The sequence below is a fragment of the Acidimicrobiia bacterium genome (assembly GCA_018057765.1).
GTDB lineage: Bacteria > Actinomycetota > Acidimicrobiia > IMCC26256 > JAGPDB01 > JAGPDB01.
The window spans coordinates 30631-49804 of the sequence record JAGPDB010000001.1 but is presented as its reverse complement, the minus strand read 5'-3'; the positions used below and the strand labels follow the sequence as shown (position 1 = coordinate 49804).

General features: G+C 33.5%; 18 protein-coding genes and 1 pseudogene. 3 read left to right on the top strand and 16 right to left on the bottom strand.

Features of this window, described 5'->3' with window-relative positions; all coding sequences use genetic code 11:
* Positions 1–12 precede the first annotated feature (12 nt).
* From aroA to KBF89_00225, 9 genes and pseudogenes are all read right to left on the bottom strand, one after another.
* Positions 13–1299, bottom strand: coding sequence for a 3-phosphoshikimate 1-carboxyvinyltransferase (gene aroA / locus KBF89_00265; protein MBP9114761.1), 1287 nt, complete (start codon positions 1297–1299; stop codon positions 13–15).
* Positions 1299–2375: a prephenate dehydrogenase/arogenate dehydrogenase family protein gene (locus KBF89_00260; GenBank protein ID MBP9114760.1), complete on the bottom strand. Its 1077-nt coding sequence runs from the start codon at positions 2373–2375 to the stop codon at positions 1299–1301. The genes aroA and KBF89_00260 overlap by 1 nt, the downstream gene beginning before the upstream one ends.
* 7 nt (positions 2376–2382) lie before the next feature.
* A complete protein-coding gene (aroH, locus tag KBF89_00255; protein MBP9114759.1) occupies positions 2383–2757 on the bottom strand; it encodes a chorismate mutase in 375 nt (124 codons plus the stop codon).
* A 39-nt stretch (positions 2758–2796) separates the two neighbouring features.
* A pseudogene (locus tag KBF89_00250) lies at positions 2797–3516 on the bottom strand (rRNA pseudouridine synthase).
* A 26-nt stretch (positions 3517–3542) separates the two neighbouring features.
* Positions 3543–4157, bottom strand: coding sequence for an SMC-Scp complex subunit ScpB (scpB, locus tag KBF89_00245; protein ID MBP9114758.1), 615 nt, complete (start codon positions 4155–4157; stop codon positions 3543–3545).
* Complete coding sequence (locus tag KBF89_00240) at positions 4154–4978, bottom strand: segregation/condensation protein A (GenBank protein ID MBP9114757.1); 825 nt, start codon at positions 4976–4978, stop codon at positions 4154–4156. The genes scpB and KBF89_00240 overlap by 4 nt, the downstream gene beginning before the upstream one ends.
* 45 nt (positions 4979–5023) lie before the next feature.
* A complete protein-coding gene (locus tag KBF89_00235) occupies positions 5024–5572 on the bottom strand; it encodes an HD domain-containing protein (GenBank protein MBP9114756.1) in 549 nt (182 codons plus the stop codon).
* A gap of 7 nt (positions 5573–5579) precedes the next feature.
* Positions 5580–6482 (bottom strand): tyrosine recombinase, encoded by a 903-nt coding sequence (locus tag KBF89_00230; GenBank protein MBP9114755.1) that lies wholly within the window; start codon positions 6480–6482, stop codon positions 5580–5582.
* 28 nt (positions 6483–6510) lie between these two features.
* Positions 6511–8184, bottom strand: a complete 1674-nt coding sequence (locus KBF89_00225; GenBank protein ID MBP9114754.1) for a CTP synthase — start codon at positions 8182–8184, stop codon at positions 6511–6513.
* Positions 8185–8237: 53 nt separating this feature from the next.
* Here KBF89_00225 and KBF89_00220 point away from each other — a divergent pair, with 53 nt between their 5' ends.
* Entirely contained in the window at positions 8238–9674 is a 1437-nt protein-coding gene (locus KBF89_00220) for a glycosyltransferase family 39 protein (protein MBP9114753.1), read from the top strand.
* Between the two features lie 35 nt (positions 9675–9709).
* On the opposite strand, the gene KBF89_00215 is transcribed toward KBF89_00220, so the two are convergent.
* From KBF89_00215 to KBF89_00185, 7 genes are all read right to left on the bottom strand, one after another.
* Complete coding sequence (locus tag KBF89_00215; GenBank protein MBP9114752.1) at positions 9710–10567, bottom strand: hypothetical protein; 858 nt, start codon at positions 10565–10567, stop codon at positions 9710–9712.
* Positions 10560–12128: a hypothetical protein gene (locus KBF89_00210; GenBank protein MBP9114751.1), complete on the bottom strand. Its 1569-nt coding sequence runs from the start codon at positions 12126–12128 to the stop codon at positions 10560–10562. The genes KBF89_00215 and KBF89_00210 overlap by 8 nt, the downstream gene beginning before the upstream one ends.
* Before the next feature lie 5 nt (positions 12129–12133).
* On the bottom strand, positions 12134–13066 hold the full coding sequence (locus KBF89_00205) for a copper transporter (GenBank protein ID MBP9114750.1): 933 nt from the start codon (positions 13064–13066) through the stop codon (positions 12134–12136).
* Positions 13063–14268, bottom strand: a complete 1206-nt coding sequence (locus tag KBF89_00200; protein ID MBP9114749.1) for a hypothetical protein — start codon at positions 14266–14268, stop codon at positions 13063–13065. The genes KBF89_00205 and KBF89_00200 overlap by 4 nt, the downstream gene beginning before the upstream one ends.
* A gap of 136 nt (positions 14269–14404) precedes the next feature.
* The gene (locus KBF89_00195; protein MBP9114748.1) at positions 14405–14947 is read right to left on the bottom strand and encodes a GNAT family N-acetyltransferase; all 543 of its coding nucleotides are present in this window, start codon (positions 14945–14947) and stop codon (positions 14405–14407) included.
* Between the two features lie 113 nt (positions 14948–15060).
* Positions 15061–15852 (bottom strand): NAD(+)/NADH kinase, encoded by a 792-nt coding sequence (locus KBF89_00190; protein MBP9114747.1) that lies wholly within the window; start codon positions 15850–15852, stop codon positions 15061–15063.
* Positions 15849–16709, bottom strand: a complete 861-nt coding sequence (locus KBF89_00185) for a TlyA family RNA methyltransferase (protein MBP9114746.1) — start codon at positions 16707–16709, stop codon at positions 15849–15851. The genes KBF89_00190 and KBF89_00185 overlap by 4 nt, the downstream gene beginning before the upstream one ends.
* A 78-nt stretch (positions 16710–16787) precedes the next feature.
* Between KBF89_00185 and KBF89_00180 the strand changes: the two genes are divergently transcribed.
* Entirely contained in the window at positions 16788–17831 is a 1044-nt protein-coding gene (locus KBF89_00180; protein MBP9114745.1) for a class I fructose-bisphosphate aldolase, read from the top strand.
* A gap of 169 nt (positions 17832–18000) precedes the next feature.
* The gene (locus tag KBF89_00175; GenBank protein ID MBP9114744.1) at positions 18001–19167 is read left to right on the top strand and encodes a hypothetical protein; all 1167 of its coding nucleotides are present in this window, start codon (positions 18001–18003) and stop codon (positions 19165–19167) included.
* The last annotated feature ends 7 nt before the right edge of the window (positions 19168–19174 follow it).

Below are 19174 nucleotides of genomic sequence, written 5' to 3'. Positions count from 1 at the left end.
AACCAAATAGTTCTAGACAATTACCTGTTCAAATACATGATAAAAAGTTGGGAATGATGTAGATATTGTCTCTTTCTGGGCTATCTCTAATACCCCCGAAATTAGGTAATTGGCTGCTACAAATGTCATTGCAATACGATGATCATGATGAGGTTCAATATAGCAGTTGTTTAATTCGTCAGTTGAACCAACAATGTCATACCCATCATCGTATTCAGTGGTTTTAACCCCCATGCGGTTTAAATGGTCTAAAACTACAGTTATACGATCTGATTCTTTAACTCTTAGTTCTGTAGCATCTCTCACTCTTGATATGCCTTTTGCTTTTGCCATTGCAATACTCAACATAGGTAATTCGTCAATTAGTGATGATATTTCATCACCACGAATATCTGTTGCAATTAATTCAGAATATTTAACTTTTACATCTATCACTTTTTCATTAAATACTTTTGATTTCTCAATTATCTCTATTTCAGCGCCCATGCGTTGTAAAACTTTTAACCAACCAATTCTTGTAGCGTTACCTAAAAGATTCGATATTAAAATATCGCTACCTGGAATCAATGCTGCTAAGACGCCAAAGAATACAGCTGAAGATGGGTCCGATGGAACCAGCCCAATTAGAGGTTTTAGATCATTTACAGGCGGAAAAACTGTTGCTTCATAACCAAATTCTGTTTTTTCACTTATTACTTTAACTCCCATTGCTCGTAACATGTTTTCACTATGATCACGTGTAAATGTCTCTTCAATATCCGTTACAGGATTTTCTGCATAAAGACCAGCAAGCAAAATTGCACTTTTTATTTGGCCACTAGAAATTATACTTTCAAATCTCCCACCATCTGGATTAGATTTATTTAATAGAATTGGTGTCAGTCCATTGGTAGATGAAATATTTATACCCATTCGCTGCAATGGTTTGACGACTCGATCTTGAGGGCGTCTAGATAAAGACTCATCACCTATAAGAGTTATATTTTTTAGGTTTTGGCCAGATAAAAACCCACAAAATAATCTCAATGAAGTACCTGAGTTGCCACAATCTAATGTTTGGTTTTCTCCGCTTAGGGAAATTAGTCCTTTTCCATTTGTAGTTAAAGTATTTTCTTCAATATTAATATCTGCACCTAATTGCTTTAATACAGAAATGGTAGAAAGTACATCGCCTCCACTAGAAATATTTTCAATTACAGATTTGCCCTTAGCTAAAACACTAAACATGGCACTTCTATGTGAAATGGATTTATCTCCAGGTAGAATAATATTTCCAGTTAATGGTTTTACTTCTAACATCAGATTGTTAACTCTGATCGAGAAACCACGTAACCAGCTTCAACTAATGAATTCTCAAAATCACTTCCGATATTTCTGTCTACAAGTAGGTTCATTAATCCCTCTGCGCCATTAGAAGAATGTTCGATTCTAATGTCATAAATATTTATATTTTGTTTTAAAGATATAATCTGCTCTATGGCGCCTGGTTCATTTTTTACATTAACAACAATCTCATCATATGCTCCTTCAAGTTTTGCAGATTCTGGCAATTCAATTCTCGCACTTCTCGCACGTAAGAATAATTCTTCTATAGCTTTTGTATCATGATTCGAAACGTCATTACGAACTTTTGTTAAACAAGCAATATATTCATCTAAAGATTTTGTGATAGCACTTGAATTTTCATTTACTATATCTAGCCATATACCAGGATTCGAAGATGCGATACGAGTCATATCTCTAAAACCGCCAGCTGCCAATCTCAAAAGTGCAATCCTATCTTGAGATTTACTTCTCGCCAGATCCATAAGAGATGAAGCAGCTAATTGAGGAAGGTGGCTAGCATATGCAACTAGTTCATCATGCTCAATGGCAGATAAAATTGTTTGTTCTGCACCAAGTGAAGTAATAAAATCTTTGATAAAACTAAATTGTGTCAAATCACAATCGATAGGTGGAATAGTAACCCACAATCTACCTTTGAAAAGATCTGCCCTACCAGCTTTGATACCAGAGAGTTCCGAACCTGCCATTGGGTGGCCCCCAAAAAATCGGCTTTGTTTTTCTTGATCTAATGTAGCTACATGTTCAAATATATTTCGTTTAACTGAAGCGACATCAGTAACGATTGCACTACCGTCGAGCGCAATATCTAATAGCTCAATAACTTGAAGCGAAGGTACACACAACACAATAAGATCACAAGAATTCGTCATCTCTTTTAGAGCTAGAATCTTACTTACTAGTTTTGTTGCTATTGCTTGTTCATTAACTTTTTCAGAATTATCTAAACCAACGACTTCATGAGTAGTATTCTCCAAACATTTTGCTATAGAACTACCGATTAGACCTAGTCCAACTATCCCAATCTTCATAAATACCTTATTTGCTATCCTGATTTAGATCTTTTCTTAATTTTTGCGCATTGCCCATAAATACATGTTTGATATCTTTACGCGACATGTCGATATCAACATGCATCATTACGCGAATACAATTTGGCATTGCACCCGATATATCAAGTTCTTGTGCACACATTACGGGTATTTCGCTGAACCCTTCTAATTTTCTTGACGCAGTGGCTGGAAACTCACTATGTATATCATTTGTAGCAGTAAATATTACACTAACAATATTTTCCATCATTAAAGAATTACGTTTTATCATCTCAGTTAATAATTCTTGAGTTACTCTCGAAACTTCTTCTTTTGTATCATGTGCGCAGGTCGTAGCACCGCGAATTGCTAAAAATGTCATATATATAGGTTAGTCGAAAAGCAATAAAAACATTACATATTAATTTGATCTTGATGTATTATGTATTGAAGAATTTAATGTTAATATCTCATTTATTTCTAGTTTACGGTACTCGCCAGTTTTCAATTTCTTGTCAACTATTGGACCTATAGCTATTCTTTGTAAACTTAATACTTCATGTCCTATAGCTGAAGCCATCCTTCGTATTTGGCGATTCCTACCTTCATGAATAATTATCTCTAATACGCTCTGGTCAGATTTACGAGCGATTACTTTGACTTTTGCAGGCGAAGTCATACCATCATCTAATTCGACACCATTTTGCAAGGTCTCGATTTGAGCATTTTGAACGTGACCATCTAAGCGTGCAACATATGTTTTACTAACACCATATTTTGGATGAGTTAATAGATTTGTCAGTTCCCCATCGTTAGTCAATATTAATAATCCTGTCGTATTAATATCTAAACGTCCTACAGGAAATATTCTTTTATCAGTATCTATAATGTCGACTACAGTTTTTCTTCCTCTATCATCACTAGAACTCGAAAGAATATTTAATGGCTTATTTAATAAGAACCATACAAGTTCACTTGATAAAGGAACCTTAATATCATCGACACAAATCTCATCGTTAACTGTTGCTTTTTCTCCCAAATTTACAACACTACCATTTAATGTTATTCTGCCTTCTTCAATCATATCTTCGACAACACGACGAGATGCCACACCTGCGTGCGCTAGAAGTTTTTGTATGCGTTGTGGTTCTAGATTTTCCAATTCAATTATGCGTCTTGTGTAGAAGGTTCTTTTTCAATTTCTTTTTTAGGAGAAGATTCTATTAGATCACCTAATAATGATTTTTCAAAAATATCCATAATTTCGGCATCAGGAACGAAATCTGCCAATGTAGGCAATTCTGATACTGAACCTATACCTAATCTTTCTAAAAATTCTGCAGATGTGCCATATAGTATTGCTTGTCCCGGTCCGGAGTCTCTAGCTACTTCACAAATATAGCCACGAGATTCTAAAGTTTTTATTACACCATCAGCATTAACACCTCTAATAGATGATATTTGTCCACGACTAACAGGTTGCTTATAAGCAATGACTGCCAAGGTTTCTAATGCGGATGGAGAAAGTTTTGAATTCATTGGCTTGGTAATAAATTGTTCAACTACATTATAACAATCGGGGGAAGTAATAAAACGAATACCATTTTCATTGATTGATAGACGAAAACCTCTCTGTGATTCTTCGTATTCTTTTGATAAATCTTTAAGTGCTTTATCAATTACTTGTGGGTGTACATCACACACTTGGGCTATGTTCTCGACAGAAACAGGGTCACTTGCAGCAATTATAATTGCTTCAATTTGCGCATTTAAAGAACTCATACTTTTTCTTCCTCTATTATTTTATTAACCGGCTCTGATATCTCTTCTCCCCAGTCATCTACATTCACATTTATATCCTCACCTGTCTTAGCAATCAAAGATATATTCATGTCACCTAATTTTTCGCTCAAATCTATATCGACAAAACCTTGTTTATAAAGTTCTAGAATTGCTAAAAAAGTGACGACAACATGTAACTTAGAATCTGCTCCTGAAGCTATAGCTTTAAAACTTAAAGGCATACCAAATTCTAATTTAGCAATAACTTCATCAACTGCTTCTTTAACTGAAATTGTAGAATCATGAAGATGATAAACGCCAACTTTCTCTATAACCTTGCCTGTAAATGCTTTCATGTAAGCAGCTTTTAGTTTTTCGATAGGAGTTCGTTCAAGGGGATCTGGTGCCATTGAAGCAAAAGGCTCTTCGAGTGGCATAGAATATGAAATACTTTTAGATGCAGTTTCCATCATTTGTGTAAATACGCTTGCAACATCTTTAAAAGTCTTACACTCAAGGAGTCTTGCTAACAATAAGTCGCGATGTTCAAATTTTAAAAGTTCTTCATCAAGTTCAACATTTTCGCGTGAAGGTAACAGTCTTTTTATTTTTAATTCAACAAGTGTCGATGCTATTAATAAAAATTCTGTCGAAACATCTAAATTGTATGCATCTTTACTTAAGGCTTCACTCTCAGTTACAAATGCTTCAATAACTTTAGAAAGTTCAACATCAAATATTTCGACATCCTGTTTAAGGATTAAATCAAGCAATAGGTCAAATGGTCCTTGATAAATATCTGTTTTAATCTCGTAACTCATATAATCAAACTATTCTAGTCTGTGATTCATGCTTAGGTCTAAAGTTTATAGATTGTCTGCTTCAATAAACAGCTCTATAGCTAGGGGGTTTTTGCAGTTTTTGTACAGGGTTTCAGGCTTAGAGTGATGATACCTTGTAGCTTCATATACAAAATCGCTTTCACAATATTTACGAATCATTTCCCCACCGATTTCAGAGTGGTTTGCGTATGCTCCAACCCTTCTCAATAAACTAAATCTTGAATTATCAAGATTTATAGAATTATTGACGCCATAGATAGCAACGAAAAGTGCGGTTATGATGCGCATGGTAACACTACTAAAACTTGTAGTTTTACCAACATCGTGTAGCAAACTAGCCGTAAATAGTTCTTCATGGGAAATATCAACACTATCTTTAAATAGTTCTTTACACTTATTAAATACTAAGAAACCATGTCGTTGGTCACACATAGCTTGCGAAAAAAATATAACTTGTAATTCAGGTTTCAAGGTATTTTTCACACATTTAATTTCTGTGCTGCTTAGTTTAGATACAAAATACGATTGCTTTACACGAATTAAATAATGACGAAATTTCTTTATAATAAGCATAAGTTTTTTATATTTTAGTTGCTCTAGGATGAGCTCTTGTAAATGTTTCTATTATTTTTTTTGTATCCGTTTTTGTATATCTCTGTGTAGTCGCAATAGATGAATGGCCAAGCAATTCCTGAACAATACGTATATCGGCTCCACCTTCAATTAAATGGGTTGCGTAAGAGTGTCTAAATACATGTGGCGAGATTTCATCTTCTAAGTCCACCCTCTTTGCTGCTTTTTTCACTATGTCGTAAATGCCCTGACGAGTTAATCTATGGCCTCTTTGCGAAAGAAATAACGCATTAATTGAATCGTTCGTTTTTCTTTTAGCAACAAAATGTGGTCTTGAGATTTGATGATATAGTTTTATAGATGACATTGCTATTGAACCAAAAGGAGCAACTCTCTCTTTAGAACCTTTACCAAATACTCTCAACATTTGATTTTCATAATCTATATCATTTGTGTCTAATCCCGATGCTTCACTTATTCTAATTCCACTTGAATATAAGACTTCGCAAATAGCTTTATCCCTAATCGAGACATCATCACTACCAAAAGAATCTAAAAGTAGAAATATTTCTTCTTTTGTCAATGCTTTGGCCATAGGTTGGGGGACTTTAGGTAACTTTAAATCAGATAAATCTAAATCAGTATTTTCGTATTCACTTTGCAAAAACTTAACTAAAGACCTTATCGTTGCAACCATACGTGCACTTGAGGCTACTGACCTCGCTTTTTCATTTTTTGAATCTAAAAATTTTGCGATATCTGTAATAGTTATTTTCTCGATCTTATTTAAAACAATCCCAGATTTAAAACGAGATAAATCGCTCGAATATGCAGATAATGTATTTTTAGAAAAACCGCGTACGGAAGAACAATATATTAAAAACTCTTCTATTGCTTCATCTATAGACATATACAAATATTAATGTGACTAAGGTTCACTACTTGGTTACTCTTTTAAGGAATTCTAATGCACCTTCTCTAATATCAACTTTTGATAATTCATCGCGGTTTTTTGCAAAGTTTTTAGCAGCAGAAACTAGCCCACTAAAGAGAGGGTGTGGCTCGTCTGGCCTGGACTTAAACTCTGGATGTGCTTGTGTTGCTATAAAATAAGGATGGTCCTTTTCAGTTAACTCAACAAATTCTACAAGTTCACCATCTGGTGAAGTACCAGAAATTATTAGTCCTTCATTTTCTAACATCTCACGATATTTATTATTAAATTCATAACGATGACGATGACGCTCAGTTATCTGATCGCTTTGATATAGAGCCTGAGCCAAAGAACCTTCTTTTAGTACGGCTTTATATGATCCAAGCCTCATAGTCGCTCCCATATCTACAATATCGCGCTGATGATACATTAGATCAATTACAGGACTATGTGTTTCTGCATCGAATTCAGATGAATTTGCATCTGCTAATTCACAAAAACTTCGAGCATATTCTATAACTGCACATTGCATTCCCAAACAAATACCCAAGAATGGAATATTATTCTCACGCACATATTTAATAGCTTGAACCTTTCCTTCGATTCCACGAAAACCAAATCCACCAGGAACAACTACGCCGTCAACATCGTCAAATGCTTCAGAGAGGTCTAACAAATCATCATCATCGCTTGCAATCCACTTAATTTTCACTTCAACATCGCTTGCATATCCACCATGTTTTAAAGATTCGACGACACTTAGATATGCATCTGGTAAATTAATGTATTTACCTACAATACCTATGGTTACTGATCTCGACAATGACTTTACTTTATCAACTAGCGATAACCATTGTGTTAAATCTGGTTCAGGAGCATTAATATTTAATATATTGCACACATAATTGTCTAAGCCTTCTTTATGGAGAACAAGAGGAATATCATAAAGACTCTTAGCATCCATAGCAGTAATAATACCTTCGTTTGGTACATCGCATTGAGAAGAAATCTTTTCTTTTAGGTGTTTGGAAATAGGACGATCACTTCTACATATGATGGCATCAGGCATAATGCCCCTTGAACGCAATTCTGTAACACTATGTTGAGTTGGTTTAGTTTTTAATTCATGACTAGGTCCAATAAATGGAATCAAAGTTACATGAATATAAAACACGTTATTTCTACCAACATCTTTACGAAATTGTCTTATAGCCTCTAAGAAAGGAAGAATTTCTATATCGCCTACAGTACCCCCAACTTCAGTTATCACAACGTCAACGTCTGGACCGCTCAAAGCGTTTATACGACTTTTGATCTCGTCAGTTATATGAGGAATGACTTGAACAGTCTGTCCTAAATATTCTCCTCGGCGTTCTTTTTCTAAAACTTTTGAATATATAGATCCAGTTGTAGCATTTGAATTCTTATTACAATTAATATTTACAAAGCGTTCGTAATGACCTAGATCTAGATCTGTTTCGCCACCATCTTCAGTAACGAATACTTCACCATGTTGAAAAGGATTCATTGTACCAGGGTCGACATTAATATAAGGGTCTAATTTTTGGAGTTGAATCTTAAGCCCTCGTGCTTTTAAAAGTCTTCCAAGAGAGGCGGCACTAAGACCTTTTCCTAAACTTGAAGCTACACCGCCGGTTACAAATATATGTTTCGTCACGGGATACTATATTACCATGAATTATTTTTTCATAAGTAATCTGAGGAACAAACTTGAAAATAAAACTTTCCACTAAACAATCAAATACTGTCTTTATAATCTCAATAGCGATTGTTGCGGCATTATCTCGAATAGGCTTATTTCTAAAAAAATACCCACTTGGACCAGATGATGGCATATATGCAATAAGCTCAAAACATGTTGCTGACGGCTTGACCCCATTTAAACAGGTGTTTTCTTCTCAAGGTGGATGGTTTTTAGAATTGCTAGCTCTACCTGTCCGGATATTTAATAATAACTTTTGGGCGCCTAGGATCATCCCTGTAATTGCTGGTATGTTAATAGCTATATTCGCCGGATTAATAGCAAAACGGACTATGAGCTATAAATGTGCATTATTTACCGGATTGATATGTGCATTATCTGGAACTCTTATTCGTACAACTTCTGCAATTACTTCTGACGGCGTTATGACAGCATTTTCTTTAGCCACGATACTCTTAATGTATAAATTCATCGGCTCACAAACAAATATGAATGCTATTTATTTAGGCATAAGTTTAGGTTTAGGATGCTCTATTAAAAGTATTTTTATGATTCCGACAATCATCTTTTTATTCATATCAACATATAATACTGAATTATTAAAACGGTTTATAGCATTTATAAGTGCGGTAATTATTTTCATTTTGCCATTCATCCTTTTTGGATATAAAGATGTATGGGATCAAAGCGTTGTGTATCATATTGAGAAAGATGATCCATTAAATATTACTTCCAATATCGGAAAAATATTTTCTACAATTTCCACTCTGGATATTTTTATAAGCATCATGGCAATAATAGGGATTGGAATTTTTGTCATCAAAATGATTAAAAAAGATTCGAAACTACATAATAGTGAGATCAAACTTTTGAATCTAGGGTACCTCTTTCCCACTTTTCTGCTGCTCGTATTTCAAGCACCTCTATTTAGGAATCATCTTGCAATAATAATGCCTGCAATTATAATCATAAGTATTTATTATTTTAGTTTGTATAAGCTAAATAAGTTATATGAAATTATCCTTGTAGTACTACTTTTAATTTCTTCAATCTTTACTATAAACAATGTTGAAAATGATTCCGGATTTAAAAAGGTATCAGGTTACAAAAATAGTCAAAACATTATTGAACGGGTAAAAAAAGATAAATTAATGCTCACTAATGACCCTGGCTTTGCTTACTTCGCAAAAATGGGTATACCTAAATTACTAGAAGATACATCTAGATACAGATTTCAATCAAAAACGGAGAGTATCAAATTAGACAATTCTTCATTTAGTAAATACTTGAACAATTCTGATATATGTTCAATCGTAATTAAAGAGGATGATAACGATCGAATATTTAGTATTGAAGATATCTTGAATGATAAATGGTCACAGGTAATCCAAAAAGGTAACTATAATATTTGGTTAAATAATTCAACAAATTGCACTATCTCCTAGTCAATAAATCAATTAGATAATTATCATTTAATATTTTAATTTGAAAGTTTCTTTTTTAACCAAATCTTACGTTCTTTAGACTGTCCAAATGTGTCCAATATTCTAAATGGGATAAATTTATTAATGATCAACGAAAATGATACAAATTCAGACAACAAATTTAATACAAGCGCTATCGCTATTACGATATAGGTTTGATTAATATTTACAATGTTTACAATACTAAATCCCAACATTGCCCCAATAGAATTTGAACCTATATCTCCAAGCATCAACATTTCTTTTAAATCAAAATAAAGAAGAACAGCTAATATTCCTAATACGCCATATTGCCATTCATTGTTTGTAGAAAATATCAAACAAAAAATTATCACTACTATTGAGATTTTTAAAGATCTACCTGGTGCTAAATCAAATAGATTAGTAAGATTCGCAATTAAAGAGATTGCAATTACATCGCATATTAGTGTTAGATATCCCAAACTGTGAACTGATGGCATAAAAGCCAGTATACAAATTATTGGTCCACCAAATAATTTGAGTCCACCTGTTGTTAATCGACCATGTAATAATGATCGAATATGACCTTTAAAACCTTGTGAATCTTTATTACCCAACAGATCATCTATTAAACCTAAAAATGCAAAACCTATTATTATTAAAATTAATGAATAGGATACTGCGCCTTTATAAGTTTTAATATTACTAATTATCAAGGTTACAGATGCAAGTATAAAGATTGAAAAAAGAAAATGTATTCCGCCTATGCTTAGTATTTTATTACCTCGATAATTCGTGCCTGTGCATAATTCACTAGAACATATGTCTTTTAGGAAATAATATGAAATTATTGTGATGATTATGCCTAAAAGGAAAATAACCGAACTATACATTAATATTCTTTCTAGAAGATATCGCATTTTTATATTCTTTTAATTTCGAATTCGGAACTATAAATAACATCATAATAAATAATATGGCTATAAAAATAGATATAAATGTATAAGATGATGTCATAGTATTGGGATTAACTATTTTAGATATTATAAAACCTAATGATCCAAAAATTATCGAACCAAATATAAAAAGTGAATCAGTCTTATTTGGGAGTGTATTTATTCCTCTAACATTTAACATAACTACCAATGCTAATGCAGAAATTAGATAAGCAATTGTATGAACAAGACCCATAACAATAATTATATTTTTAGCTTCAAATCTCGATGATATAGATAATCCAATAATAGAGATTAGTACTGAAGAAATAAAGATGACTAGAGCAGGCATTTTGACACTAGCTTTTGCAAAAAATATTCTTGAACAACTCTGGTAAACACCGTAAGGCATCAAACCTATATACATAGAAATTAATATTAGTTCGAAAAGCCGAGTACCATTTTTTGCTTCGCCAATCGAAATAATCGTAGCTATCGGTTTTGATAAGGAAATAACTATCGCTGTTAGTACAGAAAGCGGTATATAAGTCCAACTCATAGTCTTTGAAACATTTTTTTCAAATAATAACTTATTCTCTTCCTCGTGTGAATTTGCAGCCTGCAATGAAAGATCAGGTAACACAACCGTCGAAAAAGATTGTGAAATTATTGCGTATGGAGCTATAAAAAACATAAAGCCTATTTGATAAGCTACAACAGCACCAGGTGTTTTATTGCCGAGAAAAATTGATATTCCTAATATTAACGCCGCAGAAGCTTGTATAGCAATAGCCCATGTAGATGTTTTTAAGACTGAAATTCCTAATTTAAAATTTGAAGACAAACTCATGCTAATACGATTTTTTATGCCAACGTAAACAGGTATTATTACAAACCCTATACAAGCTAAAGTACCAGTTATACCTAATATAATTATGGATTTAGTTGATAAATCATCACTTATATCTCTGCTTTCCAGTCGAAATATACCCAATCCAACAACAAGAACGATAGAACTAGCTATTGGCGCTATTGCTGCAGGAGTAAAGATTTTCTTTGCACTTAATGCTGCTACTGAAACCGCCCCTATACCATAAAGAAATACTTGAGGAATAAAAAATCTAATTAATATCGTACCAGTTTTTATTTGTTCAGTACGATGACCCAAAGGTACATTTTGAAATAATATATCTGAAATATATGGCGCGAAAATGAATCCTACAATAGTAATTAATCCAAGGATTATTAATACTACAGTCAATAGTGAGGAAACAATATTCTTAAACTCTGCGTCGGATTTATTCAATGCAATAGACAACTGAGGCACTAAAGCTGAACTTAAAGCTCCAGCAACCAAAAGGTCAAAAAGTATGTTTGATATTGAATTAGTAGATTGAAAGGTGTTTCCAATTAATGTCGTCCCAAGAAGTGCACCCACAGCTAGTACCCGGAGGAATCCAACTATACGTGAGAGTATTGTAAAGAACGCTAAATTTATAACTGGTTTATGCTCGTTCATAATAGTTATAGAGCAGGTGCTCGTTCATTCACAACCGAAGTTACACCATAAAGCCCTTTTTTTCCTGCAATATTATCTTTATGTGCAATAATCAATGAAATTCTACCACTAGGTGAATCAGCTGTATCTACTAAATTAATATCAGATAGCGACGAAATTAATTTTTTTGCTGCATCGACACGAGTTGGTTTTAGTTTAAGGTTTTCTGATCCAACAATACCGATAGTTAGCGGAAAATTATTTTGTAAGTCAGTAACAAAATTTGCATATTTTGTATCAGACAACTTTTGTTGATCTACCAAAACCATGAATGACACATTTTGATTAGCCATAGGGTTCTGGAATACATTGTTTTCGCTATAAGCTGATTTGTTTACTAAAAAAGATAGATAGGAATCATAATCTATCTCATTATTTGATTCATCAGTATTTTTATCTCTCAATACATTAAGTGCATTCTCAAAATAACTTAGCATTACTTTTTGGCTATCATCGACAGTTGGTTTCTGAGCAGGATTAGATGAACTTGTAATATAACTTTCTAACAGTTTCTTCTTGTCGGCTAATATAAAATCATCACTGAACTTAATAACAGATGAGACTTGTGCACCTGCAAGAGCAGATAATTCTACGACTTCAGTAGTATCAGAATCAGAAACATCACCAACTACGATTACATATACGCTTTGATTGTTTAAGTATTCACGCACACTATGAGCTGCAAGTATAGTGTCTTGCTCATTTATTTTTTTTATATCATCTTGTAACTGATCATTTTGTTCCTTGCGATTTATAGAGTTTGATTCAGCAATATCGATACGCGTACGCAGTCCATCAACAATTGCTCTATCGATAACTGTCGAACCCATAATAATCCCAATTCCTAAGGCTAAAAAAATAGCAACTATAGAAATAATATGAAATCTAAAATTTATCATGAAAACCAATCTGAAAAACTATACCAATAATCTCGTATAGTTAATCTTAACCCTTTTAAAAATACTCTAAGTGGTTCAGAAACAAAAACCATAATAATTACTACCAGTAATGCTGACATCACCAAAAGAATAATATCACGACGTCTAATACGACCTTCGTATAATTTACTAACTCCTTTAGCATCAACTAAAACTGGTCCTAAGCTAATGCGAGTTAAAAAGGTCGAAGCCATTCCCCTACGACCTTTATCTAATAGTTCTACCATGGTACCGTGAGTACCGACAGCAACAATTAATGATGCCCCCGCTTCAAAAGCCATGAGCATTGCTACATCTTCACTCATACCATTAGATACAAATTCTAAGTATTCAACACCAAATGCTTCCAACTCTTCTTTTCCAGGATTTCTACCATCACGATGTACGTGATGTATAAGTTCAGGACCAACTAATGCTTCAGCGGTCACAGAATCAAAATCTCCGATAATAATATCGGCCTTCAAACCAACTTCTAATAGAGCATCTGCCCCACCATCTACAGCGATTAATACGGGTGAATATTCTTTAATATATGGTTTTAATGCCTTTAGATCTTTTTTATAATCGTGACCTCTAACCACTACAACGCAATGTCTACCTTTAAACTGAGTCTTTAATGCTGGAAGTTCTAAAGGTGCAAAAAATTCATCAACTTCTTTATCAATATATTCAAGAGTATTTTTTGCAAATACCTTTAATTCTGAACCAATATTATTTTTCGCATCAATCATTGATTTTTCTAAAGATTGTTTATCCCAGATTTTGGCTGTGAACTGTAATTCTTCGATTTTATTATCTTCGTTTTTTAAATCAGAAAATCTTGAGAAGGTTACTGTATTTGAATCATTATCAATAGAAATATTTTTATAGTTTTCACAAATATCTATGTCTGTATCAATATCGATAATAGGAATCCCAGCTTCAAGCAAAACACTAGGTCCACCATTAGGATAACGACCAGATATAGATGGTTTAGTGTTTATTACAGCACTTACCTTTGCAGCAACCAAACTTTCTGCAGCAACTCTGTCTAAATCATCATGAGCAATTACAGCAACAAATTTTGTGGGAATAACCTTTGCAAGATCTTTGGTTCTTTTCGAACATTGAAAGGCCAACAATTCTTGAATTTCATTTTTTCTTAGAGAATTTAATATTGCCATAATTTGATATTGATTCTAATAAATATATGCTGATATATCAGAGCCTGAATGATATTTTTATTAATTTTTGCGAATATGAGTATAATTATGCAATGTTTTTATCGAATCTAAGACATTTATACTGCGCGCTTTATAATTATATTCTGATTTTTCTATATACATCAGTTATTGATAACTCATCATCGAAATAACCATCTTTTAATTCACTTGAATCATATTTAATATACCCACATTTAATCGCAACCCGAGCTGAAGCCTTATTCCAATTGGCAATACGTAAGGTTGGATTAAATTTACTGTTAATCAGTATTTTCGAAATTTGTTGTACAGCAAAAGTTGCTACACCTAGACCAGAATATTTTGAAAATGTCATATATGTAACATCGGCATCGCCTTGATCAGCCATTTGGTAATTAATTTGATTTTGGTTAGTAATTATATCAACTGAAATAATTCCGGCTATTGTTTTTATCCCCTGATCAGATTTATATTCAATTATATATTTTGTTGGAAATTCACTTAATACATTTTCTAATAACCATTCTGTGAAAAATCTTTTATTCACAGGCCAAGAACTAGGTAGATCTTTTAAGTCATTTTCAATTGATTCCCAGAGCTGATCAATATCATTCGATTCTAAGTCCCGTAAGATTAAAGTTTCAACGTCGGTTTTATTCATTAGTAGGGTCCTAACTTTGAATCGAGCACTTAATGTATTACATAGAGATGATAGTTCATTTAACTTTGAGCGTAAAATGCCAAACGTTTTAATATATAAATAAATGGGGCGATTTATGGTCTTTTTCCACCAAATGACTCTGATAACCGAGTTAAAATATTTTCAGGGCGTTCGATTACTTTCAAAGTTCGAGCAGAACCTGTGACAGTTACAGAAACGTTAGGGGGAAGATCCATTAAAAAACGACCATCACACAATAAAACACAATCTTCTTCGACTTCGAAAGAAATCACTTCGCTGTCTTTAACAACTACTTGTGGAATCCGAGGATTATGTAAAGCAGAGAACGTCACTGAATAGGCTTTTACATCTGAGGCTAATGCTGGTCCTCCTGCTGACGATGAATATGCTGTTGAGCCAGTTGGTGTTGCCAAAATGACACCATCACATACAAAAGATTCGTAATGTTTTTTATGATTATTCAATTCAGAGTCATAAACCAATGCAGTTAATCTTGCTGCACGTTCATGTCGTTTTCTTTCAATAACGAACTCATTTACAGATAAAAACTCTTCATCGCCTACCACTGCCTTTAACATTAATCTTTCATTAGGAATTAAAGTATTTATTGATTTAACAGCAAGTTCCAATTGATTTGTATCGAAATATGGTAAAAAACCAAATCTTCCTAAGTTAATACCTAATAGTGCAATATCATATTCGATAGCAATCCTCGAAGTATATAGAAAGGTACCATCCCCTCCTATACTAATTACACAACCCGCTTTTGACGGATCAGCCACTATTTCCAATTTTTCATTTTTGGCAATAGCGACTATTTGATCATATACTTTATCTGCACCGTTTTTTTCTTTATTTATACAAATATGTATTTTATCTATCATTTAGTTTCTTCACTCCGTTCAGATTGACGTAAATCATTATGTGCTTGCATTACTACGTCTTCTATATTTATTGTGTTGATTTTACCAGCTTTATCAATCTTTGTGTAACTACCTTTTGAATCTCGAGTCGCAGGAAGAAATAAAGATATAAACTCGATATTACCTTTTGCGCCAGTAATTGGTGATGCCGATAAGCCATTTAAATAGTATTGGGATGGAAAATCTTCTACAAATTTTTTCAATATTTCTATATGGATATTAGGATCAGTAATTATACCAGTATCATTAACTTGGTTTTTATTACCTTCGAATTGTGGTTTGATTAAAGCAATTATTAATGCATCATCATTTAATACAGAGAAGATTGCAGGTAATAATGGAAGAATAGATGTGAAGGAAACATCAATTACACAAATATCACAAGGGCCACTTGTATTTTCTAAAGTGAGGTCTTTAGCATTGAGCCTTTCAAATATAGTTACTTGTTTATGGTTTCTGATTTTATTATCAAGTTGACTTCTACCCACATCTACGGCAATGACGTGTTCTGCACCATTTTGAATCAAACAATCACTAAATCCTCCAGTTGAAGCGCCAATGTCTAGTGCTTTGTATCCATTCACATCAATGTTAAAAACTTTGAGTGCCTTCTCGAGCTTATAGCCACCTCGCGAAACATATTTCGTAGCTAATTTAGTCAATGAAATTTGAACAGAATTCTCGAAATTTGCATTTATATTATTTATTAGTGCTCCATTAACCAATACTCTATTATTCACAATAAGTTCTCGAGCACTCTCTAAGTTTTCAGAAATATTCTGCCTAACTATGAGCTTCTCGAGTTTAATTTTGGCCACGAGCAACTATACTAGTGTGCAACATATTAATAAATTCTTTTTAAATACTTTAAGTGTTAGAAAAATTGAAAGGCAGCAATGAAGCTAGAAGATATATATTCAAAAAACGAAAAATTGATGAATCATAAATGTAAGACAATTTCGTCAGATTTACTTCACTTACCTTCTCGCGATGCAATTGATCTTTTCACACAAAGTGATAGATCAAATCAGGTTGTTCGAAATTTGAACTCTATATATGCACATGGCCGTCTTGATAATACTGGTTATGTTTCTATCCTCCCAGTTGATCAAGGTATTGAACATAGTGCTGGTAAATCTTTTGCGAAAAATCCAATCTATTTTGACCCATCTAATATTATTGAGCTCGCGATTGAAGGCGGATGCAATGCCGTTGCTTCAACGTTTGGTGTTTTGGGTTCAGTTGCTCGTAAATATGCACATCGTATTCCTTTTATTGTGAAAATTAACCATAACGAGATGATGACAATGCCAGCTACTTATGATCAGATAATGTTTGGTACAATTGACCAAGCAGTTGATATGGGTGCAGCGGCTGTTGGTGCAACTGTATATTTTGGAGCACCTGAATCTAATAGACAGATAATTGAGGTTAGTGAAGCTTTTGCTTATGCACATGAACGCGGTTTAGCAACAGTGCTTTGGTGCTATACGCGAAACTCTGGTTTTGCAACTTCTGAAACCGATTTCCATACTGCTGCTGATTTAACTGGACAAGCTAATCATCTAGGTGTGACAATGCACGCGGATATTATTAAGCAAAAACTTCCTGAAACAAATTTGAATGGCTTTAAAGAAGTGGGTACTAATCAAACTGATGATCGTGTATATTCGGAACTTTTAAGTGATAATCCTATTGATATGACTAGATACCAACTTGCTAATTGTTATATGGGGAGAATTCCATTAATCAACTCTGGAGGACCTAGTGGTGATAATGACTTTGAGCAATCAATAGTAACTGCAATAATCAATAAACGTGCTGGTGGTGCTGGTCTAATTCTAGGGCGCAAAGCTTTTCAGAGACCGATGGCTGAAGGTATTGATTTATTAAATGCAATTCAAGATGTTTATCTTGATAGCTCTGTTACAGTTGCCTAAAATTTAACAATCCAGTGTGTAACTTCACTGAAAAGGCTATAGCATTGCAATATATATCGTAGTTACAAAAATGATTCATACCAAATATTTAATATCCATATGATAATTAACATCGGATGGAACAATTTAATGCGCATTTAAACTCTAATTCATACATTTTGGTGCCGTCATGAGAATGGTTAATCGTAAGCCTGGGAAACAAAATGGCCAAAGCAACAAACAGCTAACAGCTATAGAAGCAAGTAGAGTTATTGCAGAACACAATTTTCCACTAAGACAAACGATTGATACTAATAAGGTATATGAAACAGACTCGATAAAAGATCAATTAAAAGAGTTAGATTTATTCGACCACAAGATAGCTATATGTACAATTTTAGCTGGAGAAGCAACAAATGGGTTTACAGTCTCTAGAGATATATTAAATAGTATCTCATATTTTATTACAAACCATACAATATCAAATGGTTTTGATTTAGCCTTACATGATTTCTCAAAAGGTTTATATGTGTCTGGTATGTATTTGTTTTTTTCGATAAATATGAAGTTAAACCCGTTTGAAGAGATTTTAGATCAACAATATGTGCGTAGTGCGTATAAGGCACTACGCAATACAACTGGATTTTTAATGTATGAAGAAGATGTACCTGAGGCTATTGATCGAGTCGTTGGAGAAATTTTAGAAGGACTAAATGAAGGTAAATATGATTCAGACTTAAGTGTGAAGATGGAAGCAATAACATTTATATCTAATGCACACTATGCTGGGTATCTAGAAAAACAACTTGGCGTTTTTGGTGGATCCGATTTTGTTGACTCTCCTAATCCAAATCTAGCTTTTCATAAACAAATGGCACTTTGGTCCGCAGAATTATTTGATGAATTAGACATACCCTTCGACCAATTAGATCAAGAATATTATTCAGGTTTAATACGGGTATATTTGACATTAGAGTCAGATTTAGTGCCCAAAATGCATAATGGTCAAGTATATGAGTTCTTAAATATTGAATACGCTGAGATTAAAGAACGAGTATTCCCAGGGTGTAGTGAACATTTACATCGTTTAGAGCCATTTAAGGTTGATGACGGTTTGATCATTGGCCCTACAAAGGCATATCAAATTTTAATTGATAAGGCACGCGAAGTCCTTGGATTGGATCCAATTAAGAGAGAGAAAATGTCTAAAAGTGCAAAACGCCGTGAAAGAGCTAATGGTGGACCTAGAGATACACACTCGAGTATTAGTCTGGTAAAGCCAACTGATTTAGATTTAAGTATAACAACAACTGCTGAGTCTGCTGGATTACCATCAGCTATAAGTCTTGATCTATAAGCAAACA

Bases quoted from the DNA above. Each gene is read 5' to 3' on its own strand.
- aroA (MBP9114761.1), bottom strand. From the start codon at position 1,299: ATGTTAGAAGTAAAACCATTAACTGGAAATATTATTCTACCTGGAGAT.
- KBF89_00260 (MBP9114760.1), bottom strand. From the start codon at position 2,375: ATGAAGATTGGGATAGTTGGACTAGGTCTAATCGGTAGTTCTATAGCA.
- aroH (MBP9114759.1), bottom strand. From the start codon at position 2,757: ATGACATTTTTAGCAATTCGCGGTGCTACGACCTGCGCACATGATACA.
- scpB (MBP9114758.1), bottom strand. From the start codon at position 4,157: ATGAGTTCTTTAAATGCGCAAATTGAAGCAATTATAATTGCTGCAAGT.
- KBF89_00240 (MBP9114757.1), bottom strand. From the start codon at position 4,978: ATGAGTTACGAGATTAAAACAGATATTTATCAAGGACCATTTGACCTA.
- KBF89_00235 (MBP9114756.1), bottom strand. From the start codon at position 5,572: ATGCTTATTATAAAGAAATTTCGTCATTATTTAATTCGTGTAAAGCAA.
- KBF89_00230 (MBP9114755.1), bottom strand. From the start codon at position 6,482: ATGTCTATAGATGAAGCAATAGAAGAGTTTTTAATATATTGTTCTTCC.
- KBF89_00215 (MBP9114752.1), bottom strand. From the start codon at position 10,567: ATGTATAGTTCGGTTATTTTCCTTTTAGGCATAATCATCACAATAATT.
- KBF89_00210 (MBP9114751.1), bottom strand. From the start codon at position 12,128: ATGAACGAGCATAAACCAGTTATAAATTTAGCGTTCTTTACAATACTC.
- KBF89_00205 (MBP9114750.1), bottom strand. From the start codon at position 13,066: ATGATAAATTTTAGATTTCATATTATTTCTATAGTTGCTATTTTTTTA.
- KBF89_00200 (MBP9114749.1), bottom strand. From the start codon at position 14,268: ATGGCAATATTAAATTCTCTAAGAAAAAATGAAATTCAAGAATTGTTG.
- KBF89_00195 (MBP9114748.1), bottom strand. From the start codon at position 14,947: ATGAATAAAACCGACGTTGAAACTTTAATCTTACGGGACTTAGAATCG.
- KBF89_00190 (MBP9114747.1), bottom strand. From the start codon at position 15,852: ATGATAGATAAAATACATATTTGTATAAATAAAGAAAAAAACGGTGCA.
- KBF89_00180 (MBP9114745.1), top strand. From the start codon at position 16,788: ATGAAGCTAGAAGATATATATTCAAAAAACGAAAAATTGATGAATCAT.
- KBF89_00175 (MBP9114744.1), top strand. From the start codon at position 18,001: ATGAGAATGGTTAATCGTAAGCCTGGGAAACAAAATGGCCAAAGCAAC.